The organism is Stenotrophomonas maltophilia, from assembly GCF_002799155.1.
GTDB classification, from domain to species: Bacteria; Pseudomonadota; Gammaproteobacteria; order Xanthomonadales; family Xanthomonadaceae; genus Stenotrophomonas; species Stenotrophomonas maltophilia_R.
The window spans coordinates 1,270,216-1,291,325 of the sequence record NZ_NERD01000002.1 but is presented as its reverse complement, the minus strand read 5'-3'; the positions used below and the strand labels follow the sequence as shown (position 1 = coordinate 1,291,325).

The following is a 21,110-nucleotide window of genomic DNA, read 5'->3' as shown; positions in this document are numbered from 1 at the left end:
GAACCTCGCCCTGCCCGCCCCCGTCACCGGCTATGCGCCACCGCCTGCAGGCCTTACCCTGTACGCCGTGGAAGCCAGCGCACTGCCAACCGATGAAGCCTTGATGCTGGCCTGGGCCGGTGGCGACCTGCGCGCGTTCGAAAGCCTGTATGCACGCCATCGCAAGCGCCTGTTCGGTTTCCTGCTGCGGCAGGTGCGCGACAACGCGCTGGCCGAGGAGATCTTCCAGGATGTCTGGCAGCGGGTGATCAGCGCCCGCGCCGGCTGGCAGCCTGACGCTGCATTCAGCACCTGGCTGTTCCGCATCGCCCACAACCGGCTGAACGACCATTGGCGCGCCGCCCGCCATCGCCCTTCCGCACCGGCCGACGCCGATCTGCGCCTGGCCGCGATCGAGGACGGTCAGACCCCGGAAGCCGAGCTTTCCGATTTCGAACAACGTCGCCGCATCCAGCTGGCGATGGAGCAACTGCCGCCCGAGCAGCGCGAAGTGCTGCAGTTGCGGCTGGATCAGGAACTGAGCCTGGAGGAGATCGGCCAGATCACCGGCGTAGGCCGGGAAACCGTGAAATCGCGGCTGCGCTATGCGATGGACAAGCTGCGTGCGGGATTGAACGCATGAACCGAGACGATCCGCTGACGCCGGAAGAACGCGAGCTGGCGCGCCTGCTCGGCCGCCGCGTCGAACAGGCCCCACCGGCCGCGCTGGACGCCACCATCCTGGCCGCGGCGCGCGCTGCGGTGGACGCACCGGCTGCCGAGGCTGTTGCTTCGCCGGACGCGCCACGCACGCAGCGTACGCGCCCACGGTGGCCGGCGGTGTTCGGCATCGCCGCCTCGATGGTGTTCGCCATCGGCATCGCCTGGCAGCTGCGCCCGGAACCGCCGCCGGTTCCGGCGGGCAAGTCCGCTGTTGCTGCAGCGCCGGCTACGGCGGACGTCGCGGCTGCCGATCCGGCCGCTGGGAGCAGCGCAGCCGACAGTGCGGTTGCGGCTGCGGAAACGGCCGCCGCACCTGCAGCACCCGAGGCAGCCCCGGTCGCTCCCCCCCCGGCACCGTCCGTCGCGCGCACGCCCAGGCCTGCGCCGGCCGAGTCCGCTGCTGCGCCGCCACCGACGGCACCATCAGCAGCACGATCGAGGGTTGCAGAAGTGGCCGCCGACACCTCCTTTGCCGCACTGCCTCCCGCACCGGCAGCGGCACCGCCCGCACCGCCCGCACCGCCCGCACCTCCTGCACCTCCTGCACCGGCTGCCTACTCGGCACCTGCACCGGCATTGGCGCCAGCCCCGGCAGGGGCATTGAAAGCACGCACTGCCGAGCCGCCAGTGGCCAACGCTGCCGAGGCCGAACGGGCACAGGCAATGGATCGGATAGAGATCACCTCGATGAAACGCCAGGCCCCGAGCCGCTCCGCGCCCGGCGTCATGCGCCGCGGCGCCGACGCAGGGCTCAGTGCGGATACCGTGCAGGCCGAAGTGGACACCGATGCACAGCTGCCGCGGCGGCAGTGGCTGCAGAAGATCCGCACGCGCCGCGACGATGGCCAGCGCGACTTGGCCCGCGCAAGCCTGGAGCGCTATGTGCAGCAGTATCCGGAAGCGCGCCTGCCGCGCGACCTGCGCCCGCTGCTGGACGACTGAAGCGGACAGTGACCTCCGGCAACCCCGTAGAATGGCGGGAATGCCCGATACCCTCGCCCAGCCGGTCAGCCACACGCTGGAAGTCAAACACAGCCGCTTCATTGCCCATGCTGCGCCGATCGATGGTGCCACGGCGGCACTGGCGTTCCTGCAGCAGGTGGCCGTAGCCGACGCGACCCACAACTGCTGGGCCTACCGCCACGGGCAGGATTACCGTTCCAGCGACGATGGCGAGCCGGCCGGCACGGCTGGGCGTCCGATCCTGGCGGCGATCGACGGCCAGGGCTTCGACCGGGTCATGGTGGTGGTAACGCGCTGGTTCGGCGGCATCAAGCTGGGCGCCGGCGGGCTGGTGCGCGCCTACGGTGGCGCAGCCGCCGAATGCCTGCGCACTGCGCCGCGACTGCCGCTGGTGGCGATGGCCCGGCTGCAGCTGTTGGCCGGCTTCGAGGATCTGGGCACCCTGCATGCCACCCTGCCCGCCTTCGGCGCCGGGAAGCTCGATGAACGGTTCGATGCCAACGGCGTGTGCCTGCGGGTCGAATTGCCGGCCGACCAGGTCGATGCATTGAAAATCCGCCTGCGCGACGCCACCCGTGACCGTATCCGCATACAAGACGACGACCAGGATGACTGACAAGGACGACGCCCCCGCCTCGACCCCACCGCTGCGCCGCCTCGGCAGCCTGCGGACGTTGTGGCCGTTCGTGCGCCGCCATGGCGGCCTGTTCACCGCCTGGCTGCTGGCGCTGGCGGTGTCTTCGGCCGCCACGCTGAGCCTGCCACCGGCGGTGAAGCAGATGATCGATCATGGTTTCAGCAGCGGCGGCCAGATCAACCGCGCCTTCGCCCTGCTGATGCTGGTGGCGGTCGTGATGGCGTTGGGCACGGCTGCGCGCTTCTACTTCGTGTCGCTGCTCGGCGAAAAGGTCGTGGCCGACCTCCGCAGCCAGCTGTATGCCCATCTGATCCAGCTGGGCGCCGGATTCCACGACCGCAGCCGCAGCGGAGAACTGGTCTCGCGCCTGACCGCGGACACCGAACTGCTGCGCAGCGTGGTCGGCTCGACCATGTCCGTTGCGCTGCGCAGCACGGTCACCGTCATCGGCAGCCTGGCCATGCTGTTCGTCACCAGCCCGCGGCTGGCCGCGTGGTCGTTGCTCGGCATTCCGCTTGCGGTGCTGCCGATCATCATCGGCGCGCGCAAGCTGCGCACGGTTGCTCGCAGCAGCCAGGACCGCATCGCCGATGCCAACAGCCTGGCCAGCGAAACGCTGGGCGCCGTGCGCACGGTGCAGGCGCATGCACGCGAGCCCTATGAGCGCGGACGCTTCGACAAGGCGCTCGGTGATGCCATCGGTGCCGCGCGCCGCCGCATCGGTGCGCAATCGCTGGTCACTGCCAGCGCCATCCTGCTGGTGTTCGGCGCCATCGTCGGTGTGTTGTGGTTGGGCGCGCATGACGTCATCGACGGTCGACTCAGCGCCGGTACGCTGGGCCAGTTCGTGCTGTATGCACTGATCGGTGGCGGCTCGGTCGGCGCGCTGGCAGAGGTCTGGAACGAGCTGCAGCGTGCCGCCGGCGGCATGGGCCGCATCGGCGAACTGTTGCAGGAAGACATCGAGATCCGCTCGCCGGCGCAGCCGCACGCGCTGCCGCAGTCGCTGCGGGGCGAGATCCAGTTCGACGACGTGGTGTTCCACTACCCGCAGCGACCGGACCAGGCTGCGCTGGACCACTTCAACCTGCACGTCCGTCCGGGTGAGACCGTAGCGCTGGTCGGTCCGTCGGGCGCGGGCAAGAGCACGGTGCTGTCGATGCTGCTGCGCTTCCACGATCCGGCCAGCGGCCGCATCTGCGTGGATGGCATCGACGTGCGCCAGGTCGATCCGGCCGAGCTGCGCGCGCAGCTCGCGCTGGTTCCGCAGCAGCCGACGCTGTTCGCGGCCAGCGCGCGCGACAACATCCGCTATGGCCGCCTGCAGGCCAGCGACACCGAAGTCGAGGACGCCGCGCGTGCCGCGGAGGCTGACGGCTTCCTGCGCGCGTTGCCGCAGGGCTATGACAGTGAGCTGGGTGAGCGCGGTGCCCGCCTGTCCGGTGGGCAGCAGCAGCGTGTGGCGATTGCCCGTGCACTGCTGAAGGATGCGCCGATCCTGCTGCTGGACGAAGCCACCAGCGCGCTGGACGCGCAGAGCGAGTACAGCGTGCAGCAGGCGCTGGAGCGACTGATGGCCGGGCGTACCACGCTGGTCATCGCCCACCGCCTGGCCACGGTACTCAAGGCCGACCGCATCGTGGTGATGGACCAGGGCCGCATCGTCGCCGAAGGCACCCATGCGCAGCTGCTGGCCGAAGGCGGACTGTACGCTGAACTGGCACGCCTGCAGTTCATCGATTGATGACGGCCGGCTAACATCGGCCCGGCCAAGCTGGCTGGGCAACAGCAGCATCCGCTGAAGGAGGTGCACGATGTCGTTCCGTCAGTTCCCCGCCGTCGACAGCAACGGCGAAAGCCACATCATCATCGAGTTCAAGCCCGAGGCGAATGGCAGCGGGCATCACTCCGAGGCCACGCCGCGCTACGAGCTCGATGACGGGCGTCCGCTGGTGCGCGATGGCCGCGAGTTCACTACCAGTGGCGGCGAGCTGAGGCTGACGATCTAGGCCTGCTCCCACGCTTGGCAGGTGCCCACCTTGGTGGGCCCTGGCCCTGTCTGCATCTGACGGGCGTGGCTGCGAAAAGCAGTCGAGTCTGGCCCGCCTCTGCAGAAAAGCCGTGGTCAATTTTTCGCCAAGCATCTTGACAGCCTTGGTTGGCAAGGCCTGAGCGGGGTTATCCACACCTTTGCTCAGAAACCATCCACACCACCTGTGGATGAATTCAGCCCAGCACCCGCCCGATGCCACTGGCGTCCACGTCGGCTGCCGCCCGACTGATCGCTGCCGGATCGTTGCCGGCCACGAATCCGATGCGGAAATGCACTTCGCCACCGGGCGTACGCGAGGAATGGATCGAGGCCAGGCTGATGCCATGCTGCTCGAATACGTTCAGCAGCTGGCGCAGTGAGCCAGGCCGGTCTTCCGGCAGGTGCACCGACAGCGCGTTGCGCTCGGTGAGGTCGGCCAGCAGATAGCCCACGCGTTCAAACGTGTAGTTGCCGTCAGCCAGCGCCTGCTCGCCGAACGCACTGCGATTGGCTGACAGCAGCTGCTCACGGAATGCAGCCCGTGCGCGGTCGTCGCCCTGCCCGACCTGCACCTGCAAGGCCTGCAGCTGCCCCACCAGCCGCTCCAGCATCGGCGCCACGTACGGGTTGCCGAACTGGATGTCTTCGTAGATCGCCGGATTCAGCGACAGGATGCGCGAAATGATCGCCGTATCCAGCTCGAACGACGCCGAACGGTACGGCATCATCGCGGCCAGATCGCCCAGCTGCGGCTGGTACTGGCGCAGCACGCCGGCCTGCGCCAGGTGGGTGGCATGCACCATCGCCTGCACCAGCGCCATCATCTGGTCGTGGTGCTGCGGCGTGGCGCGCACGCACTCGGCCTGCAACGCCGTGCACAGCGTATCGACCCACGGCTGCCAGTGCTGCAGGCGCGCTTCGCAGACCACCATCACCCGGCCCTTCAGGGTCGGCGCCTTGGGTGGCGCGGTCATCGGGTGCAGGCCGACCACTTCGGCCTGCGAGGCCAGCATCGCCTGCACCGGTGCCTCCTTTACCGAGGTCACATCCAGCCATAGCCTGCCCTGCTCACGGCCCGCCGATTGCCGCACGTACTCTGCAATCAGAGCCGGCGTATGCCGGATCGGTGCCGAGAACACCAGTACATCGGCGTGCGCCAGCAATTGCTCCGGCGTGTGCGAGTCCGGGTCGGCCGGGTCGTGGCCCATCACCTGCAGCTGCAGGTGATGCTGGAAGAAGCGGGTCAGCCAGCGCCCATAGGCACCGGCGCTGCCGATGATGCCGACCGTGCGCGGCATGCGTGGATCCAGGCTGCTCATGCCACGCGTTCAGCGCGGAAGCGCGTTCCTTCGGCCAGCGCCGCCGGCGCGGCAGCGATCACGTCGAACTCCTCGAAGCCGTTGTCCAGGGTCGCCTCCAGCGCCGCATGGGTGCCTGCGATGGCACGCGAAATCGCCTGCTGCATCGACTCACCACGCAGCAGGAACGACACCACCAGCGACATCAGCACGTCACCTGTGCCTGCCACGTCCACCGGCAGCAGCGGTGAGGCCCAGCGCCAGGTTTCCTCGCGCCCGACCGCCAGGGTCACCAGCTCACCGGGGTTGCCGCCCACGCTGTGCGCGATCACCCAGTGCGGGCCACGGTCCAGCAGCGTGCGCGCCGCCGCGATGGCATCGGCCTCGGCCAGTGCCGGCATGCCGGTCAGGCGATTCAGTTCGAAGGCGTTCGGTGTCACCAGCCAGGCATGCGGCAGCAGGCGCTCGGCGAAGATCGCTTCCAGGCCCGGTTCCACGTAGGGGCCGGTATGGGTGTCACCGATCACCGGGTCCAGGCAGTAACGCAGCTGCGGGCAGGCCGGCAGGATCCCGTCCAGCCAGTCGGCGAAGGCGGCACCATTGGCGGTGCTGCCGAAGTAGCCGGAGACGAGCATCTTGGCCCGCTGCGGCAGGCCGCGTTCGCACGCGCCGAGCAGCAGGTCGGCGAACCAGTCGGCGGGCAGTACGCGGCCGCGCGTAGTTTCGTAGAACGGCGCATTGCTCAGCAGCACGGTCGGGATCTCCGCCACGCGCACGCCGAGCGCATGCAGCGGCGGTACGGCAGCACTGTTGCCGGCGTGGCCGTAGACAAGTTGCGACTGGACGGAGATGACATCGACCGGCGACGGGCCGTCGGGCCGCTGGCGGCGGCCATGGACCAGGTGGTTATCGAGGGATTCGCTCATGCCCGCATTCTACGCCCAAGGGGGTTTTCGGCAGGGCTGCGCCCTGCACTGCAGAGGCAACGTCAACCTCAAATGCCAGAGCGGCATTCCGTGGGATGGCGGGGCACTGTGAGTTCGCGGGGACGGCGCAAGTACGTCCATGTAGCCTTGGTCGCCGCATCCATGCGGCTCACACCCCGCAAACCCACAGTGCCCCGCCTTCGACAGTTGGCCGGCGGCCAGTAGATCCACGCCATGCGTGGATGAAATCTGTCAGGTATCGATACACAAAAATGGGGTCAGATCCGTTTTCCTTCGGAAAACGGATCTGACCCCAAGAGCATGTCCGACAGATCGCAGGACACTGTCGAAGGCGGGGTGGGTCCGGTTGCGGGGGTGTCCGCGGCATGGATGCCGCGGCCAAGCTTACATGGACGTACTTGCAGCGTCCCCCGCAACCGGACCCACCCCGCCAACCCACGGAATGCACGCATTTGACGTTGACGTTGATTCAGCAGGTGCAGGGCTGCAAGCCCTGCAAACCCACCCTCCCTCAGTGAGCAGCAGGCCGCGACGGTGGCAGCCACGCCGCGACGATCCCGAGCAGCGGCAGGAACGCGGTCAACTGGTAGACGTATTCAATGCTGGTCTTGTCCGCCAGCAGGCCCAGCACGGCCGCACCCAGTCCGCCCATGCCGAATGCAAAGCCGAAGAACAGGCCGGACACCATGCCGATGCGGTGCGGCATCATCTCCTGCGCATACACCACGATCGCCGAGAACGCCGAGGACAGTACAAAGCCGATCAGCACCGCCAGCACCGTGGTCCACAATAGATCGGCGTGCGGCAGCATCAGCGCGAACGGCGCCACGCCGAGGATCGAGGTCCAGATGATCGGCTTGCGGCCGATGCGGTCACCCAGCGGGCCGCCGAGGAAGCCACCGGCTGCGGACGCCACCAGGAACGCGAACAGATGCAGCTGGGCCTGTGCCACCGGAATGCCGAAATGGTGGATCAGGTAGAAGGTGAAGTAGCTGCCGATGCTGGCCATGTAGAAGTACTTGCTGAAGATCAGCACCAGCAGGATCGCCAGCACCTTGGCCACGGTGCGCGGCGGATGCCGCGGCGCCATCGCAGCCGTGCTGACCGGTCGTGGCGTGCCCAGATGCAACGCGTACCAGCGGCCGACATAGGTCAGCAGGCCGATGCCGATCAGCGCGGCGCCGGCAAACCACGAGGCGGCGTGCTGACCATACGGCACGATCACCGCCGCGGCGATCAGCGGGCCCAGCGCGGTACCGAAGTTGCCGCCAACCTGGAACACCGATTGCGCGAAGCCATGGCGACCGCCCGATGCCAGCCGCGCGATGCGCGAGGCTTCCGGGTGGAAGATGGCCGAACCAATGCCGACCATCGCCGCAGCCATCAGCACCACCGCGTAGTTCGGTGCGAAGCCGAGCAGCAGCATGCCGCACAGGGTCGAGGCCATGCCGATGGGCAGCGAATACGGCGCCGGGCGGCGGTCGGTGGCCATGCCGATCAACGGCTGGAAGATCGAGGCGGTGAGCTGGTAGGTCAGCGTGATCAGGCCGATCTGGGTGAAGCTGAGGTTGAAGCCGCCCTTGATCACCGGATAGATCGCCAGGATCAGCGACTGCATCATGTCGTTGACGACATGCGAGGTGGAGATGGCGGCCAGCACGCCGGGGGCTACCGGACGCGAGGCCGTTGCGGGAGAAGCCAGGGTCGACATGGACACAGTCAGGTTGGGGGCGAGCCACGCATGCTACGGTGACCTCCCCCTCCCTTCTGCCGCGTTCGGGTCATGGCCTATCGCAAAAAGGACACCCCCTGCCCGGTCCGCGAGACCGCGCCGTGGAGCGAGGTTCCGGTGCACCGCCCGGTGACCTGCCGCGCCCGGCATTACCCACCCGGCACCCACATCGCGCCCCACCGGCACCGCCGTCACCAACTGGTGTTCGCCATGTCGGGACTGATGGTGGTGCGTGCGGATGGCGGCCGTTGGGTCGTACCCTCGACCCGCGCGATCTGGGTGCCGGCCGGCATGGCGCATGCGGTGGACTGCATCGCCGAAGTGCACATGCGCAGCCTGTACGTGGAACCCGACTTCGCACCGCAACTGCCGCACGAGGCGTTCGCGGTGCAGGTGGCGCCACTGCTGCGCGAACTGCTGCTGGCTGCCAGCCTGATCGAGACCGCGCATGTGGATGACAGCCGCGATGGCCGCGTGGTACGCCTGCTGCTGGACGAGCTGCACCGCATGGACGTGCTGCCGCTGCACCTGCCCTCGCCCACCGACCCGCGCCTGCAGCGGATCTGCCAGCACATCCAGAAGCATCCCGGCGACGACGCCACGCTGCAGGACTGGGCGCAGGCGCTGCAGGTGGACGTGAAGACCATCCAGCGCCATTTCGCCAGCGAACTGGGCATGACCTTCGGGCAGTGGCGGCAGCAGGCGCGGCTGCTGGCCGCACTGGAACGCCTGGCGGTCGGCGACAAGGTCATCGATGTGGCGCTGGCGATGGGTTACGACAGCCCAAGCGCGTTCACCAGCATGTTCAAGCGGCAGCTGGGGCAGACGCCGGCGGCGTTTTTCCGATGATCCTTTGAACGGCATCCACGCATGGCGTGGAGCTACTGCACCACAAACGACAACGCCGGGCATGGCCCGGCGCTCTCGTTCACCGCTTCCGTCGAAAAACTCAGGACGTCATCCGGTCCCAGAAGCCCTTCACGCCATCCATGAAGGTGGCCGACTTCGGCGAGTGCTTGCGCGCTTCCTCACCGACGAAGGTGGCTTCGAACTGTTCCAGCAGCTTGCGCTGTTCGTTGGTGAGGTTGACCGGGGTCTCCACCACCACGCGGCAGTACAGGTCGCCCTCGCTGCGGCTGCGCACCGAACGTACGCCCTTGCCACGCAGGCGGAACAGCTTGCCGGTCTGGGTCTCGGCCGGGATGCGGATTTCCGCTTCGCCGCCGAGGGTGGCCACGCGCACGGTGTCGCCCAGTGCCGCCTGCGAGATGCGGATCGGCACTTCGCAGTGCAGGTCGTCGCCATCGCGCTGGAAGATCGCATGCTCGCGCACGCGCACTTCCACGTACAGGTCACCCGGCGGCGTACCGGCCGGACCGGCTTCGCCTTCGCCCTGCAGGCGGATGCGGTCGCCGGTATCGACGCCCGCCGGCACCTTCACCGACAGCACCTTGTCTTCCTCGACACGGCCGTTGCCGTGGCAGGTCTTGCAGGGCTTGGCGATGATCTGGCCACGGCCGCCGCAGTTGTGGCAGGCCTGCTGCATGGCGAAGATGCCGCGCTGGATGCGCACCTGGCCGCGGCCATGGCACACATTGCAGGTCTCGACCTTGCCGTCTTCCGAGCCGCTGCCATCGCAGTCGCCACATTCGGCCAGGGTCGGGATCTCGATGCGGCGTTCGACGCCGCGCACCGCTTCTTCCAGGTCCAGTTCCATCACGTAGCCGATGTCGGCGCCGCGACGGGCCTGGCGCGGACCACCGCCGCCACCGCCAAAGATGTTGCCGAAGATATCGCCGAAAATATCGTTCATGTCCGGGCCGCCCGGACCGCCGCCACCGCCCATGCCGTGCTCGAACGCAGCGTGGCCGTGGCTGTCATACATGCGGCGCTTGTTGCCGTCGGACAGCACTTCGTAGGCTTCCTTGCACTCCTTGAAGGAGGCTTCGGCCGCCGCATCACCCGGGTTGCGGTCCGGGTGGAACTTCATCGCGCAGCGACGGTAGGCCTTCTTCAGCTCGTCGTCGGTAGCGGTGCGGGCAACGCCCAGCACTTCGTAGTAATCGCGCTTGCTCATATCGTGAATCTGGTTCCGGAAAGTCGGGATTCGTCAAAGCGGAAGAGCGGAACCAGGTCCGCTCTTGCGTCGGGCGCCCCGACACGCCGGTGGGCGGTCAGGACCCTGATGCGACAACGGGACGCTGATGGCCAGCGTCCCGTGTCGGTCCGGATCAGGACTTCTTGTCGTCCTTGACTTCGGTGAACTCGGCGTCGACCACGTCATCCTGCGCCTTGCCGGCGTTGCCGGCGTCGGCACCCGGGGCACCGCCCTGGTCGGCCGAAGCAGCGGCGAACAGCGACTGGCCGGCTTCCTCCAGCACCTTCGACTTGGCTTCGATCTGCGCCTTGTCGTCACCCTTCATCGCGGTTTCCAGGTCGGCCAGAGCCGCCTCGACCTTGCCGATGACATCGCCGCCGACCTTGCTACCGTGTTCGGTAATGGCGCTGCGGGTGCCGTGGATCAGGGCGTCGGCCTGGTTGCGGGCCTGCACCAGCTCCTGGAACTTCTTGTCTTCTTCGCGGTTGGCTTCCGCGTCGGCGACCATGCGCGCGATCTCTTCCTCGGACAGGCCCGAACCGGCCTTGATCTCGACCTTCTGTTCCTTGTTGGTCTTCTTGTCCTTGGCCGACACGTGCAGGATGCCGTTGGCGTCGATGTCGAAGGACACTTCCACCTGCGGCAGGCCACGCGGGGCCGGCTCGATGCCGGACAGGTCGAACTTGGCCAGCGACTTGTTGAAGCGGGCCTGTTCGCGCTCACCCTGCAGCACGTGCACGGTCACGGCCGACTGGTTGTCCTCGGCGGTGGAGAACACCTGCGAGGCCTTGGTCGGGATGGTGGTGTTCTTCTCGATGATCTTGGTGAACACGCCGCCCATGGTCTCGATGCCCAGCGACAGCGGGGTCACGTCCAGCAGCAGCACGTCCTTGACGTCGCCGCCGAGCACGCCGCCCTGGATCGCAGCACCCAGTGCCACGGCCTCGTCCGGGTTGACGTCCTTGCGCGGTTCCTTGCCGAAGAACTCGGTCACCGCCTGCTGCACCTTCGGCATGCGGGTCTGGCCACCGACCAGGATCACTTCGCTGATGTCGCTCGAACGCAGGCCGGCATCGTTCAGGGCGACGCGGCACGGCTCGATCGACTTCTTGATCAGGTCGTCCACCAGCGCTTCCAGCTTGGCGCGGGTCAGCTTGATGTTCAGGTGCTTCGGACCCGACGCGTCAGCGGTGACGTACGGCAGGTTCACTTCGGTCTGCTGGGCGCTGGACAGCTCGATCTTGGCGCGCTCGGCGGCGTCCTTCAGGCGCTGCAGGGCCAGCGGATCCTTGCGCAGGTCGATGCCCTGGTCCTTGTTGAATTCTTCAACCAGGTACTCGATGACGCGGTTGTCGAAGTCTTCGCCGCCCAGGAAGGTGTCGCCGTTGGTGGCCAGCACTTCGAACTGCTTCTCGCCGTCGACGTTGGCGATCTCGATCACCGAGACGTCGAAGGTGCCGCCGCCCAGGTCGTACACCACGATCTTGCGATCCTTGTTGTCGCCCTTGTCCAGGCCATAGGCCAGCGCAGCCGCGGTCGGCTCGTTGATGATGCGCTTGACGTCCAGGCCGGCGATGCGGCCGGCGTCCTTGGTCGCCTGGCGCTGGCTGTCGTTGAAGTAGGCCGGCACGGTGATGACCGCTTCGGTGACCTTCTCACCGAGGAAGTCCTCGGCGGTCTTCTTCATCTTCTCCAGCACCTTGGCCGAGATTTCCTGCGGGGCCATCTTCTTGCCGTCGCTGGTGGCCACCCAGGCGTCGCCATTGTCATGGGCGAGGATGCTGTACGGGACGTGGGCGATGTCCTTCTGCACTTCGGCGTCGGTGAACTTGCGGCCGATCAGGCGCTTCACCGCGTAGAAGGTGTTCTTCGGGTTGGTGACGGCCTGGCGCTTGGCCGAGGCGCCGACCAGGACTTCGCCGTCCTTGGTGTAGGCGACGATCGACGGGGTGGTGCGATCGCCTTCCGAATTCTCGATGACGCGGGCCTTGCCGCCGTCCATGATCGCCACGCACGAGTTGGTGGTGCCGAGGTCGATACCAATGATCTTGCCCATGGGGGAGACTCCTGAGGATGCTTGTTGGGGTCAGTCCGGCCGTTCGGCCGGTGGATGAATACGATGTGGGGGAGGCTCGCGGAACATTCAAGCCATCTCCCGAACGCTGTGTTCAGCGCCTGGAAAACCTTGCCGGGCATGGCCCGGCACGGCCGATCAATCGGCGGCCACCACCACCAGCGCCGGCCGCAGCAGGCGCTCGTTGAGCAGGTAGCCCTTCTGGAACACGGTCACCACGCTGCCCGGGGCGGCGCCCGGGGTCGGCACCTGGCTGATCGCCTGGTGGTGTTCCGGGTTGAACGGCTGGCCGATCGGGTCCAGCAGGACCAGGCCGTTGTCGGCAGCGACCTTCAGCAGCTGCTTGTAGGTCAGCTCCAGGCCCTCGCGCAGCGGATGCGGGTCATCGCCAGCCGCCTTCAGGCCCGCGTCCAGGCTGTCGAATACCGGCAGCAGCTCGCCCAGCAGCTTCTCGTTGGCGAACTTGCGGGCCTGTTCGATGTCACGAGCAACGCGCTTGCGCTGGTTCTCGAGGTCGGCGCGCTCACGCAGCGCATCGGCCTTGATCTGCTCGATTTCGGCGCGCAGGCGCTCCACTTCGTCACTGACGCCGGCCGCAGCCGCTGCATCGGCCGCGCTCTGCTGGGATTCGATATCGGGGTTTTCGTGGTTCATGTCTGGGTCCCTGGCGGTCACAGCCCGCCTCCACCCACCCTAGTGTGGGCGGGATGCTGCGTTTCAAGCGTCGGATGTTCCGGGAGTGCGCCCGGCCGGCGAAAAGGCCGCGCCAAGCACATCGGCGGTGGCCTGGACCAGCGGGATCATGCGGTCGTAGGCCATCCGCTTGGGGCCGATCACGCCCAGCACGCCCAGTACCTGGCCATTGGCGGTGTACGGGGCGGTGACCAGCGAGACGCCCTGCAGCGGCATCATCCCGGTCTCTTCGCCGATGAAGATGCGCACGCCCGGCGCCTGGATGGTCCGCTCCAGCAGCTGAAGGATCTCGCGCTTGCTGGAGAACAGCTCGAACAGCTCGCGCAGGCGCTCCAGGTCGGACAGGTCCTGCACCCCCATCAGCCGGGTCTGGCCGGCCACCAGCATGTCGTCGGCGGCCGGCTGCAGGGCCTGCTCGGCCAGCTCGATGCTGTGCGCCAGCAGCTGCTCCAACTCGGAACGGGCATCGCGCAGCTCCAGCAGCAGGCGGGTGCGGATCTCGGCCATCGGCAGGCCGGCGAAATGGGCATTGAGGTAGTTGGCGACCTGTTCCAGCTGGCCCGGCGCGAATTCCTGCCGGGTCTCGATGACCCGGTTCTGCACCTCGTTGTCGGCAAACACCAGGATGGCCAGCACCCGGCGCCCGTCCAGCGCCACGAAATCGATCTGGCGGAAGGCGAACTGCTCGCGTCGCGGCGCGCTGACCACGCCGACGAAGTGGCTCATCGCCGACAGCAGCTCCGAGGCGCTGCCGAGCAGGGCCTGGGTGCTGCCGCCGCCGGCGAGTTCCTGGCGCAACCGGGCCAGCTCGCCTTCGCCCGGCGGCTGCATCTGCAGCAGGCTGTCGACGAACACCCGGTAACCATGCGCGGTCGGGATGCGCCCGGCCGAGGTATGCGGCGAGGCCAGCAGCCCCAGGTCTTCCAGGTCGCCGAGGATGTTGCGGATGGTGGCCGGGCTGACCTCCAGGCCGGCCACGCGCGCCAGCGTCTGCGAGCCGACCGGCTCACCGTCCTGGATGTAACGCGCAATCAACGTGCGCAGCAGATGGCGCGCACGCGGGGCAAGCTGGTCGGGAGAACCGTGCATGGAATCAACCTGTGAGACACGGACACTAGATAATGGCGGCGCATCACCTTGGCAAGTCATTGGACCTCCCTCGCCCGCGTGCTAGCGTTGCGCGGCTGCTGATACCCCCTTACCCATGCTCAGACATCTTTCGATCAAGGATTTTGCCGTCGTCCGCGCCACCGAACTGGAGTTCGGGCCAGGCATGACCGTGGTTTCAGGCGAGACCGGCGCCGGCAAGTCGCTGATGGTCGACGCGCTGGGCTTCCTGTCCGGCCTGCGCGCCGACAGCGGCGTGGTCCGCCACGGCGCCGCGCGCGCCGAGCTTTCGGCCGAGTTCGCGCTGGACCAGCTGCAGGCCGCGCGCCAGTGGCTGGCCGACAACGAACTGGACGACGAGGAACAATGCCAGCTGCGCCGCGTGATCCGTGCCGACGGCGGTTCACGGGCGTGGATCAATGGCCGCCCGGTGACCCTGGCCCAGCTGGGCGACCTGGCCGCGTTGCTGGTGGAGATCCACGGCCAGCACGAACAGCAGGCCCTGCTGACGCGCCCGTCGCAGCTGGCCCTGTTGGATGCCTATGCCGGCAACGAGAACGAGCGCCGCCAGGTACGCCGCGCCGCCGCGGCCTGGCAGGCGCTGGTCGATGAATCGCTGGCGCTGTCGCAGCAGGGCGACGTCAGTGACCGGATCGGCTTCCTGGAGCACCAGCTGCGCGAACTGGACCGCGAGGACCTGGAACCGGAGTCGATCGTCGCACTCGGTGCCAGCCACCGGCGCCAGGCCCACGCCAGCGCCCTGCTGAGCGCCTGCCAGGCGGCCAGCAACCAGCTCAACGGCGACGACGGCAGTTCCGCGCTGGACCTGCTGCAGCAGGTGCGCCACGAACTGTCGCGCCTGATCGAACACGACCCGCGCCTGGGCGAGGTGGATGGCCTGATCGAGAACGCCTCGATCCAGCTGCACGAAGCCCTGTCGCTGCTGGACCGCGTGCATGACGACCTCGACGCCGATCCGGAACAGTTCGAGGAGAACGAGCGTCGCCTCGGCCGCCTGCATGATCTGGCCCGCAAGCACCGCGTGCCGATGGACGAGCTGGGCGCGCAGCGCGAGCGCATGCACGCCGAGGTGGAGCAGCTGCGCGGCGCCGACGAGCGACTGCAGCGCCTGGCTGGCGAGATCGAGAAGGCCGCGGCGGCCTGGCGCCTGCAGGCCGAGGTGCTCAGTGAGAGCCGCCGCAAGGCCGCAGCCGAGCTGTCGGCCACCACCACCGGGATCATCGCCGAGCTGGGCATGGGCGGCGGCCAGTTCCTGATCGAGCTGGAGCCGCAGGACGCCGGCAAGCCCGACCCGCAGGGTGCCGAGCGCGTGGAATTCCTGGTGGCGGCCAACGCCGGACAGCCGCCGCGTGCCCTGCGCAAGGTGGCCTCGGGTGGCGAACTGTCGCGCATCTCGCTGGCCATCGAAGTAGCCGCGCTGGATCTGGATGCAGTGCCGACCATGGTGTTCGACGAAGTCGACTCCGGCATCGGTGGCGCGGTGGCGGACATCGTCGGCCAGAAGCTGCGCGCCCTTGGCGAGAAGCGCCAGGTGCTGTGCGTGACCCACCTGCCGCAGGTCGCCTCCAAGGGCCATGCCCACTACCGGGTCAGCAAGGCCCCGGTGGAAGGCATGACCCAGAGCGCAGTGGAAAAGCTGGACAGCAAGGCGCGTGAGGAAGAGCTGGCGCGCATGCTCGGCGGCGTGGAAGTGAGCAAGGAAGCGCGCGCCGCCGCCCGCAAGCTGCTGCAGGTCTGACGCCCGCACGCGTTCATCCACGCATGGCGTGGATCTACAACGCACCCGCGCGGTAGTGCCGGCCGCTGGCCGGCATTACCTGCTTTACCCCAGTGGCCGCGCCAGGTCCACCGTTTCCACCAGGAAATCAAGGAAGGCACGCACCCGCAGCGGCAGGTAGCCGCCCTGCCCCAGGAACACCGCGTGCACCTCTTCAAGGTCACCGGGGTTGGCGTCCTCCAGCACCGGCAGCAAGCGCCCGGCGGCAATATCCTGTTGCACCTGGAATGCTGCCAGCCGCGCCATGCCCAGCCCACCCAGCACCAGCTGGCGCAGCGCGTCGCCGTTGCTGGCGCGCGCATTGCCACTGGGCAGCAGCATGCGTTCGCGACCGTCCTGCAACAGCGGCCAGCCCTGCATCGCGCGCGCATGCCCGATGTCCAGCCGGTTGTGCGACTGCAGCTCCTCGGCAGTGCGTGGCAACCCGTGCCGCAGCGCGTAGGCGGGCGCAGCCACGATCATCATCCGCGTCGCACCGAGCCGCCGCGCCACCAGGCTGGAGCTCTTCAGCGGGCCGGCCCGCACCGCCACGTCGGTGCGCTGCTCAAGCAGGTCGATCACCTCGTCGTTGAGGGTCAGGTCCACGCCTACCTGCGGGTTGCGCTCCAGGAACGCCGGGAGCAGCGGCAACAGGAAATGCTGGCCGAACGGCACGTTGGAGTTGACCCGCAGCCGTCCGCGCGGCTCGGCATGGGCACTGGCACAACGCTCGGCCTCCTCCAGGTCGGCGAGAACGCGCAGGCCACGTTCGTAGAACGCGCAGCCTTCCGGGGTCAGCTGCAGCTGGCGGGTGGAGCGTTGCAGCAGGCGCGTACCCAGCCGATGCTCCAGCCGGGCCACAAGCTTGCTTACCGCCGAAGGCGTCATGTCCAGGGTGCGGGCCGCAGCGGAAAAACCACCGGTCTCGATCACCCGCACGAACACTTCCAGTTCGCCGGATCGGTTGATGTCGGGTCGCGCCATGTTGGTGAATCCAGTTCACAGGTTATTATCCATGCGCAGTCTAGTTCACAGATGGATGGGCAATCACCATGGCACTCCCTCCTCCCGGGATTGCCCGATGAACCGCTTCAGCCTGCTCACCGCGACCGCCTTGATCGCCCTGTCCAGCGCCGCCAGTGCCGCTCCGGCCCCGCACTGGGTTGCCAGCTGGCAGGCCAGCCCGCAACCGGTCTGGGGCGCCGATTTCCTGTTCCCGACCCTGGTTCCGGCCACGCTGCAGGACCAGACCTTCCGCCAGACCGCGCGCATCAGCCTGGGCGGGCCCCGGCTGCGGGTGCGGCTGAGCAATGCCTACGGCACCCAGCCGCTGCGGATCGGGGCGGCCAGCGTGGCCGCACACGCGGGCGCCTCCCCGCAGCCGCTCAGCTTCGACGGCCAGCCCGGGGTGCTGATCAGCCCCGGTCAGGAACGGTTGAGCGATCCACTGGCGGTGGCCACGGAAGACCGCCAAGCGTTGCAGGTCAATGTCTTTGTGCCGGGGCCTATGCCATTGCAGACCTTCCATTGGGAGGGGCGCCAGACCAGCTGGATCGCCAGCGGCAACCAGACCCGCGCGCGCGACCTGCAGGGTGCCAGTTCCACGACCGCACGCCTGTTCCTGACCGGGATCGAGGTCGAGGCCGCCGCCAGCGCGCGCAGTGTGGTCGTGATCGGCGATTCGATCACCGACGGCGCCACCGCCAGCCTCGACCAGGACCAGCGCTGGACCGACCACCTGGCCGCACGCCTGGCACCGCGGGGCGTCGCGGTGGTCAACGCCGGCATCTCCGGCGGCCGGCTGCTGCGCGACGGCATGGGCGAGTCGGTTCTGGCCCGCCTGCAGCGCGACGCACTGGATCAGCCCGGCGTGGCCAGTGTGATCGTGCTGATCGGCATCAACGACATCAGCTGGCCCGGCACCGCCTTTGCCCGCGCGCAGCCCCGGCCCAGCCTGGCCGAACTGCAGGCCGGCTATCGCGCCCTGGCCGAACAGGCCCATCGGCGGGGTCTACGCATCCTCGGCGCCACCCTGACGCCGTTCGCCGGCGCCCTGCCCGGCACGCCGCTGGACGACTACTACCAGCCGGACAAGGAGGCCCTGCGCCAACAGCTCAATGCCTGGCTGCGCAGCGACAGCCCGTTCGACGCGGTGATCGACCTGGATGCGGCGCTGCGCGACCCGGCCGATCCGTCACGGATGGCCGTCGCCTACGACTCCGGCGACCACCTGCATCCGGGCAATGCGGGTAACCGGGCCATGGCCGAGGCGGTGGATCTGGAGGGGGTGATGGGCGCATCCGAAACCCCTGGGGTCAGATCCCTTTCCCCTGGGAAAGGGATCTGACCCCACCCAACGAAAAACCCCGGGCAAGCCCGGGGTTTGGTCGCATCCAGCTGGCCGGAACGGCTTACTTGCGCTTCTTGCGCACGTACAGCACCAGCGAGTGCTCTTCCAGCTCGTAACCGTGGTCGGCTGCGATCTTGCGCTGCAGCTCCTCGATCTCGTGGCTTTCGAACTCGATGATCTTGCCGCTGTCGACGTCGACCATGTGATCGTGATGGCCACCACGGTCCAGCTCGTAGACGGCCTGGCCACCTTCGAAATTGTGCTTGAGCACGAGGCCGGCGGCCTCGAACTGGGTCAGCACCCGGTACACCGTGGCCAGGCCGATCTCGTCGCCATGCTCCAGCAGCTGGCGGTAGATGTCTTCGGCGGTCATGTGGTGCTGGGCATTGCGCTGCTCGAGCAGCGCCAGGATCCGCATCCGCGGATGGGTCACCTTCAGGCCGACTTTACGCAGGTCGTGGGTTTCCATAGGTCTCCGTTCATTGGCGATTTAGCGCCAGCTGCCTCGGATTGGGTCGCGGTGGCACGCCGGGAGTGTATCATCGGTTTGATTTCCCCAACCGCCAGTCCCGATGCGCAATCTCCTGTTGGTCGCCGCCGTCGCCCTGTCCACCACCGGGTGCGGCATCATCTACAAGCAACCCATCTATCAGGGCAACCTGATCCGGGAAGATGCCGTGGCCAAGCTGCAGGTCGGGCAGAGCAAGCAGCAGGTCACCGCGCTGCTGGGCACCCCGTCCATTCCCGACCCGTTCCATGCCCAACGCTGGGACTACACCTCCAGCCAGCGCGTGAACCGCCTCGGCCGTACCGAAGTGAAGAACTTCGTGGTGTTCTTCGAGAACGACACCGTGACCCGTTGGGAAGGTGACTACTTCCCGGGCAACGACAAGGCCCTGGCCCAGCAGACGGTGCGCCAGTTCGGCCGCAACCTGCCGAAGGACAAGAAGAAGAAGGGCCGCTGAACCCCTGCCCGTCCGCAAGGACGGGTTGCCGGGATCAACCGCCGAGCGCGCGGCGCCGGCGGTTGTCCTTGGGGTCGGCCAGCAACGGGCGCAGCAGCTCGATGCGGTCACCCTCCAGCAGCACCTGCTGTGGACGTGCCAGCACGCCATGCACGGCTGCAGCCGGACAGTCAGCACTGCCTTCCAATGCAGCAGCGGCGATGGCGTCGGCCACGGTCGCCCCCTCTTCCAGCTGCAAGCGGCGCGCCAACACGCGCTGCGGCCAGGCCAGCACCACCTCGACCTCGATCATCGCTCAGGCCTCGTCGGCGACGCGGACGAAATCGTTGACCATCCGATCGGCCAGTCCCTGGAAGCCGATTGCCAGGGCCGGACCGAGCAGGCGCGAGCTGGGTTCGAACTCCAGGGTGAGGGTGACCTTGCAGGCATCCTCGGCCAGTGCATGGAATTCCCAGCGGCCGTGCAACTGCTTGAACGGGCCATCGCGCAGCTGCATGTCGATGCTGTGCGGGCGCTGCAGGGTGTTCTCGGTCTGGAACCAGGTGCTGAACGAGCCCAGGCCCAGGTCCAGGCGTGCCACCAGGCGGTCCTCGCCCTGCTCCAGGATCTGGGCGGCCGAGCACCAGCGGAAGCGGCGCGGATAGGCCTGGACGTCGTTGACCAGGTCGAACATGCGTGCGGCCGAGTGTTCGACCAGGGCGCTGCGGCGGATAGTAGGCATGAATACAGGACGTTTCGGCAATCGACCGGGCGGGCCCGAATCGGAGACAATACGGAAATGAGCAAGAACAGCGGCAAGGATAAAGCAAAGAGCGCGACGGCCAACAAAACCATCGCGTTGAACAAGCGTGCCCGCCACGAGTACCACATCGAAGAGCGCTTCGAGGCCGGCCTGGCCCTGCAGGGCTGGGAGGTGAAGTCGATCCGCGCCGGCCGCGGCAACATCATCGACGCCTACGCCTATGTGAAGCACGGCGAGATCTTCCTGATCGGCGCGCAGATCACGCCGTTGATCCAGGCCTCGACCCACGTGGTGGCCAATGACCGGCGCGAGCGCAAGCTGCTGCTGCACCGGAGCGAGATCGACAAGCTGGTCGGCAAGGTCGAGCGCGATGGCTACACGATCGTGCCCACCGCGATGTACTGGAGCAAGAACAAGATCAAGCTGGAAGTGGCGCTGGCCAAGGGCAAGCAGACCCACGACAAGCGCGATGCCGCCAAGGACCGCGACTGGGCGATCGAGAAGCAGCGTGTGATGCGTCGCGGCAACCGCGACGCATGACCACCCCCATCGGCGCCATGGTGACTGCCAGCGCCGATGAAACGCGCACGTTGTGCGCGCGCCTGCTGGCCTTCAACCAGGCCCACGGCGGCGATGCGTTCGATGAGATTCCAATCCGCCTGGCCTGGCATGACCAGCACGGCGCGCTGCGCGGTGGCGTGCTGGCGGATGTCTGTGCCGGCTGGCTGCAGGTGCACGTGCTGTGGGTGGATCCGGAACTGCGCGGGCAAGGCATCGGCCAGTGGCTGCTGGCGGAGGCAGAAGCCACCGCACGCCAGCAGGGCGCCCTCAACGTGATGCTGGACACCTTCGACTGGCAGGCAGAAGCCTTCTACCTGCGGCAGGGCTACACCGTCTATGGGCGGCTGCCCGATTGCCCACCCGGGCACGAGCGCATCTACCTGCGCAAACAGCTGCCGGTCTCGTAATCGCGACGGCGCTGGAGCTGCCTGC

Annotated in this window: 22 protein-coding genes; 11 read left to right on the top strand and 11 right to left on the bottom strand. The window is 67.7% G+C overall.

The genetic code is table 11. The features are described from left to right. Positions 1-103 precede the first annotated feature (103 nt). The 5 genes from B9Y82_RS06645 to B9Y82_RS06625 all read left to right on the top strand — a co-directional run bounded on the left by B9Y82_RS06645 (position 104) and on the right by B9Y82_RS06625 (position 4,311). Positions 104-622 carry an RNA polymerase sigma factor gene (locus tag B9Y82_RS06645; protein WP_238381653.1) on the top strand — a complete coding sequence of 173 codons (519 nt, stop codon included), beginning with the start codon at positions 104-106 and terminating at the stop codon, positions 620-622. Beyond that, complete coding sequence (locus B9Y82_RS20750; RefSeq protein WP_100472007.1) at positions 619-1,644, top strand: hypothetical protein; 1,026 nt, start codon at positions 619-621, stop codon at positions 1,642-1,644. The genes B9Y82_RS06645 and B9Y82_RS20750 overlap by 4 nt, the downstream gene beginning before the upstream one ends. A 40-nt stretch (positions 1,645-1,684) precedes the next feature. Beyond that, positions 1,685-2,281 (top strand): IMPACT family protein, encoded by a 597-nt coding sequence (locus B9Y82_RS06635; protein ID WP_100472006.1) that lies wholly within the window; start codon positions 1,685-1,687, stop codon positions 2,279-2,281. Continuing rightward, positions 2,274-4,046 (top strand): ABC transporter transmembrane domain-containing protein, encoded by a 1,773-nt coding sequence (locus tag B9Y82_RS06630; protein ID WP_100472005.1) that lies wholly within the window; start codon positions 2,274-2,276, stop codon positions 4,044-4,046. The genes B9Y82_RS06635 and B9Y82_RS06630 overlap by 8 nt, the downstream gene beginning before the upstream one ends. Positions 4,047-4,116: 70 nt before the next feature. After that, on the top strand, positions 4,117-4,311 hold the full coding sequence (locus tag B9Y82_RS06625) for a hypothetical protein (RefSeq protein ID WP_005409247.1): 195 nt from the start codon (positions 4,117-4,119) through the stop codon (positions 4,309-4,311). Between the two features lie 217 nt (positions 4,312-4,528). On the opposite strand, the gene B9Y82_RS06620 is transcribed toward B9Y82_RS06625, so the two are convergent. The 3 genes from B9Y82_RS06620 to B9Y82_RS06610 all read right to left on the bottom strand — a co-directional run bounded on the left by B9Y82_RS06620 (position 4,529) and on the right by B9Y82_RS06610 (position 8,290). Further along, the gene (locus B9Y82_RS06620) at positions 4,529-5,653 is read right to left on the bottom strand and encodes a prephenate dehydrogenase (RefSeq protein ID WP_100472004.1); all 1,125 of its coding nucleotides are present in this window, start codon (positions 5,651-5,653) and stop codon (positions 4,529-4,531) included. After that, positions 5,650-6,558 (bottom strand): pyridoxal kinase, encoded by a 909-nt coding sequence (pdxY, locus tag B9Y82_RS06615; protein WP_100472003.1) that lies wholly within the window; start codon positions 6,556-6,558, stop codon positions 5,650-5,652. The genes B9Y82_RS06620 and pdxY overlap by 4 nt, the downstream gene beginning before the upstream one ends. A gap of 532 nt (positions 6,559-7,090) precedes the next feature. Further along, positions 7,091-8,290, bottom strand: coding sequence for an MFS transporter (locus B9Y82_RS06610; RefSeq protein ID WP_100472002.1), 1,200 nt, complete (start codon positions 8,288-8,290; stop codon positions 7,091-7,093). Between the two features lie 72 nt (positions 8,291-8,362). Between B9Y82_RS06610 and B9Y82_RS06605 the strand changes: the two genes are divergently transcribed. Further along, entirely contained in the window at positions 8,363-9,160 is a 798-nt protein-coding gene (locus B9Y82_RS06605; protein WP_100472001.1) for an AraC family transcriptional regulator, read from the top strand. A gap of 100 nt (positions 9,161-9,260) precedes the next feature. Here the strand turns inward: B9Y82_RS06605 and dnaJ are convergent, their stop codons facing one another. The 4 genes from dnaJ to hrcA form a co-directional block, all read right to left on the bottom strand. Continuing rightward, a complete protein-coding gene (gene dnaJ, locus B9Y82_RS06600; protein WP_049434941.1) occupies positions 9,261-10,388 on the bottom strand; it encodes a molecular chaperone DnaJ in 1,128 nt (375 codons plus the stop codon). 154 nt (positions 10,389-10,542) lie between these two features. Next, positions 10,543-12,465, bottom strand: a complete 1,923-nt coding sequence (gene dnaK / locus B9Y82_RS06595) for a molecular chaperone DnaK (RefSeq protein WP_059034049.1) — start codon at positions 12,463-12,465, stop codon at positions 10,543-10,545. A gap of 156 nt (positions 12,466-12,621) precedes the next feature. After that, positions 12,622-13,137 carry a nucleotide exchange factor GrpE gene (gene grpE / locus B9Y82_RS06590; RefSeq protein WP_100472000.1) on the bottom strand — a complete coding sequence of 172 codons (516 nt, stop codon included), beginning with the start codon at positions 13,135-13,137 and terminating at the stop codon, positions 12,622-12,624. Between the two features lie 63 nt (positions 13,138-13,200). Then, positions 13,201-14,265, bottom strand: a complete 1,065-nt coding sequence (hrcA, locus tag B9Y82_RS06585) for a heat-inducible transcriptional repressor HrcA (protein ID WP_008266321.1) — start codon at positions 14,263-14,265, stop codon at positions 13,201-13,203. Positions 14,266-14,380: 115 nt separating this feature from the next. Here hrcA and recN point away from each other — a divergent pair, with 115 nt between their 5' ends. Continuing rightward, positions 14,381-16,042 (top strand): DNA repair protein RecN, encoded by a 1,662-nt coding sequence (recN, locus tag B9Y82_RS06580; RefSeq protein ID WP_100471999.1) that lies wholly within the window; start codon positions 14,381-14,383, stop codon positions 16,040-16,042. 84 nt (positions 16,043-16,126) lie between these two features. Here recN and B9Y82_RS06575 read toward each other — a convergent pair whose 3' ends face one another. Next, positions 16,127-17,044 carry a LysR family transcriptional regulator gene (locus tag B9Y82_RS06575; RefSeq protein ID WP_100471998.1) on the bottom strand — a complete coding sequence of 306 codons (918 nt, stop codon included), beginning with the start codon at positions 17,042-17,044 and terminating at the stop codon, positions 16,127-16,129. Positions 17,045-17,141: 97 nt separating this feature from the next. Between B9Y82_RS06575 and B9Y82_RS06570 the strand changes: the two genes are divergently transcribed. Further along, a complete protein-coding gene (locus tag B9Y82_RS06570) occupies positions 17,142-18,407 on the top strand; it encodes an SGNH/GDSL hydrolase family protein (RefSeq protein WP_100471997.1) in 1,266 nt (421 codons plus the stop codon). A 64-nt stretch (positions 18,408-18,471) separates the two neighbouring features. Here B9Y82_RS06570 and fur read toward each other — a convergent pair whose 3' ends face one another. Then, complete coding sequence (gene fur, locus B9Y82_RS06565; protein ID WP_005409235.1) at positions 18,472-18,879, bottom strand: ferric iron uptake transcriptional regulator; 408 nt, start codon at positions 18,877-18,879, stop codon at positions 18,472-18,474. A gap of 103 nt (positions 18,880-18,982) precedes the next feature. On the opposite strand from fur, the gene B9Y82_RS06560 reads away from it, so the two are divergent. Next, positions 18,983-19,375 (top strand): outer membrane protein assembly factor BamE, encoded by a 393-nt coding sequence (locus tag B9Y82_RS06560; RefSeq protein WP_005409234.1) that lies wholly within the window; start codon positions 18,983-18,985, stop codon positions 19,373-19,375. 34 nt (positions 19,376-19,409) lie between these two features. Here B9Y82_RS06560 and B9Y82_RS06555 read toward each other — a convergent pair whose 3' ends face one another. Both B9Y82_RS06555 and B9Y82_RS06550 read right to left on the bottom strand, forming a co-directional pair. Further along, the gene (locus tag B9Y82_RS06555) at positions 19,410-19,667 is read right to left on the bottom strand and encodes an RnfH family protein (protein WP_087922270.1); all 258 of its coding nucleotides are present in this window, start codon (positions 19,665-19,667) and stop codon (positions 19,410-19,412) included. Between the two features lie 3 nt (positions 19,668-19,670). Beyond that, positions 19,671-20,096, bottom strand: a complete 426-nt coding sequence (locus B9Y82_RS06550) for a type II toxin-antitoxin system RatA family toxin (RefSeq protein ID WP_087922269.1) — start codon at positions 20,094-20,096, stop codon at positions 19,671-19,673. Positions 20,097-20,153: 57 nt separating this feature from the next. Here B9Y82_RS06550 and smpB point away from each other — a divergent pair, with 57 nt between their 5' ends. Next, positions 20,154-20,657, top strand: a complete 504-nt coding sequence (gene smpB / locus B9Y82_RS06545; RefSeq protein ID WP_005409231.1) for an SsrA-binding protein SmpB — start codon at positions 20,154-20,156, stop codon at positions 20,655-20,657. Beyond that, entirely contained in the window at positions 20,654-21,085 is a 432-nt protein-coding gene (locus B9Y82_RS06540; protein ID WP_100471996.1) for a GNAT family N-acetyltransferase, read from the top strand. Before smpB ends, B9Y82_RS06540 begins: the two co-directional genes overlap by 4 nt. The last annotated feature ends 25 nt before the right edge of the window (positions 21,086-21,110 follow it).

Coding starts and splice junctions, on each gene's coding strand:
- B9Y82_RS06645 (WP_238381653.1), top strand. CDS start 104: ATGCTGGCCTGGGCCGGTGGCGACCTGCGCGCGTTCGAAAGCCTGTAT.
- B9Y82_RS20750 (WP_100472007.1), top strand. CDS start 619: ATGAACCGAGACGATCCGCTGACGCCGGAAGAACGCGAGCTGGCGCGC.
- B9Y82_RS06635 (WP_100472006.1), top strand. CDS start 1,685: ATGCCCGATACCCTCGCCCAGCCGGTCAGCCACACGCTGGAAGTCAAA.
- B9Y82_RS06630 (WP_100472005.1), top strand. CDS start 2,274: ATGACTGACAAGGACGACGCCCCCGCCTCGACCCCACCGCTGCGCCGC.
- B9Y82_RS06625 (WP_005409247.1), top strand. CDS start 4,117: ATGTCGTTCCGTCAGTTCCCCGCCGTCGACAGCAACGGCGAAAGCCAC.
- B9Y82_RS06620 (WP_100472004.1), bottom strand. CDS start 5,653: ATGAGCAGCCTGGATCCACGCATGCCGCGCACGGTCGGCATCATCGGC.
- pdxY (WP_100472003.1), bottom strand. CDS start 6,558: ATGAGCGAATCCCTCGATAACCACCTGGTCCATGGCCGCCGCCAGCGG.
- B9Y82_RS06610 (WP_100472002.1), bottom strand. CDS start 8,290: ATGTCGACCCTGGCTTCTCCCGCAACGGCCTCGCGTCCGGTAGCCCCC.
- B9Y82_RS06605 (WP_100472001.1), top strand. CDS start 8,363: ATGGCCTATCGCAAAAAGGACACCCCCTGCCCGGTCCGCGAGACCGCG.
- dnaJ (WP_049434941.1), bottom strand. CDS start 10,388: ATGAGCAAGCGCGATTACTACGAAGTGCTGGGCGTTGCCCGCACCGCT.
- dnaK (WP_059034049.1), bottom strand. CDS start 12,465: ATGGGCAAGATCATTGGTATCGACCTCGGCACCACCAACTCGTGCGTG.
- grpE (WP_100472000.1), bottom strand. CDS start 13,137: ATGAACCACGAAAACCCCGATATCGAATCCCAGCAGAGCGCGGCCGAT.
- hrcA (WP_008266321.1), bottom strand. CDS start 14,265: ATGCACGGTTCTCCCGACCAGCTTGCCCCGCGTGCGCGCCATCTGCTG.
- recN (WP_100471999.1), top strand. CDS start 14,381: ATGCTCAGACATCTTTCGATCAAGGATTTTGCCGTCGTCCGCGCCACC.
- B9Y82_RS06575 (WP_100471998.1), bottom strand. CDS start 17,044: ATGGCGCGACCCGACATCAACCGATCCGGCGAACTGGAAGTGTTCGTG.
- B9Y82_RS06570 (WP_100471997.1), top strand. CDS start 17,142: ATGAACCGCTTCAGCCTGCTCACCGCGACCGCCTTGATCGCCCTGTCC.
- fur (WP_005409235.1), bottom strand. CDS start 18,879: ATGGAAACCCACGACCTGCGTAAAGTCGGCCTGAAGGTGACCCATCCG.
- B9Y82_RS06560 (WP_005409234.1), top strand. CDS start 18,983: ATGCGCAATCTCCTGTTGGTCGCCGCCGTCGCCCTGTCCACCACCGGG.
- B9Y82_RS06555 (WP_087922270.1), bottom strand. CDS start 19,667: ATGATCGAGGTCGAGGTGGTGCTGGCCTGGCCGCAGCGCGTGTTGGCG.
- B9Y82_RS06550 (WP_087922269.1), bottom strand. CDS start 20,096: ATGCCTACTATCCGCCGCAGCGCCCTGGTCGAACACTCGGCCGCACGC.
- smpB (WP_005409231.1), top strand. CDS start 20,154: ATGAGCAAGAACAGCGGCAAGGATAAAGCAAAGAGCGCGACGGCCAAC.
- B9Y82_RS06540 (WP_100471996.1), top strand. CDS start 20,654: ATGACCACCCCCATCGGCGCCATGGTGACTGCCAGCGCCGATGAAACG.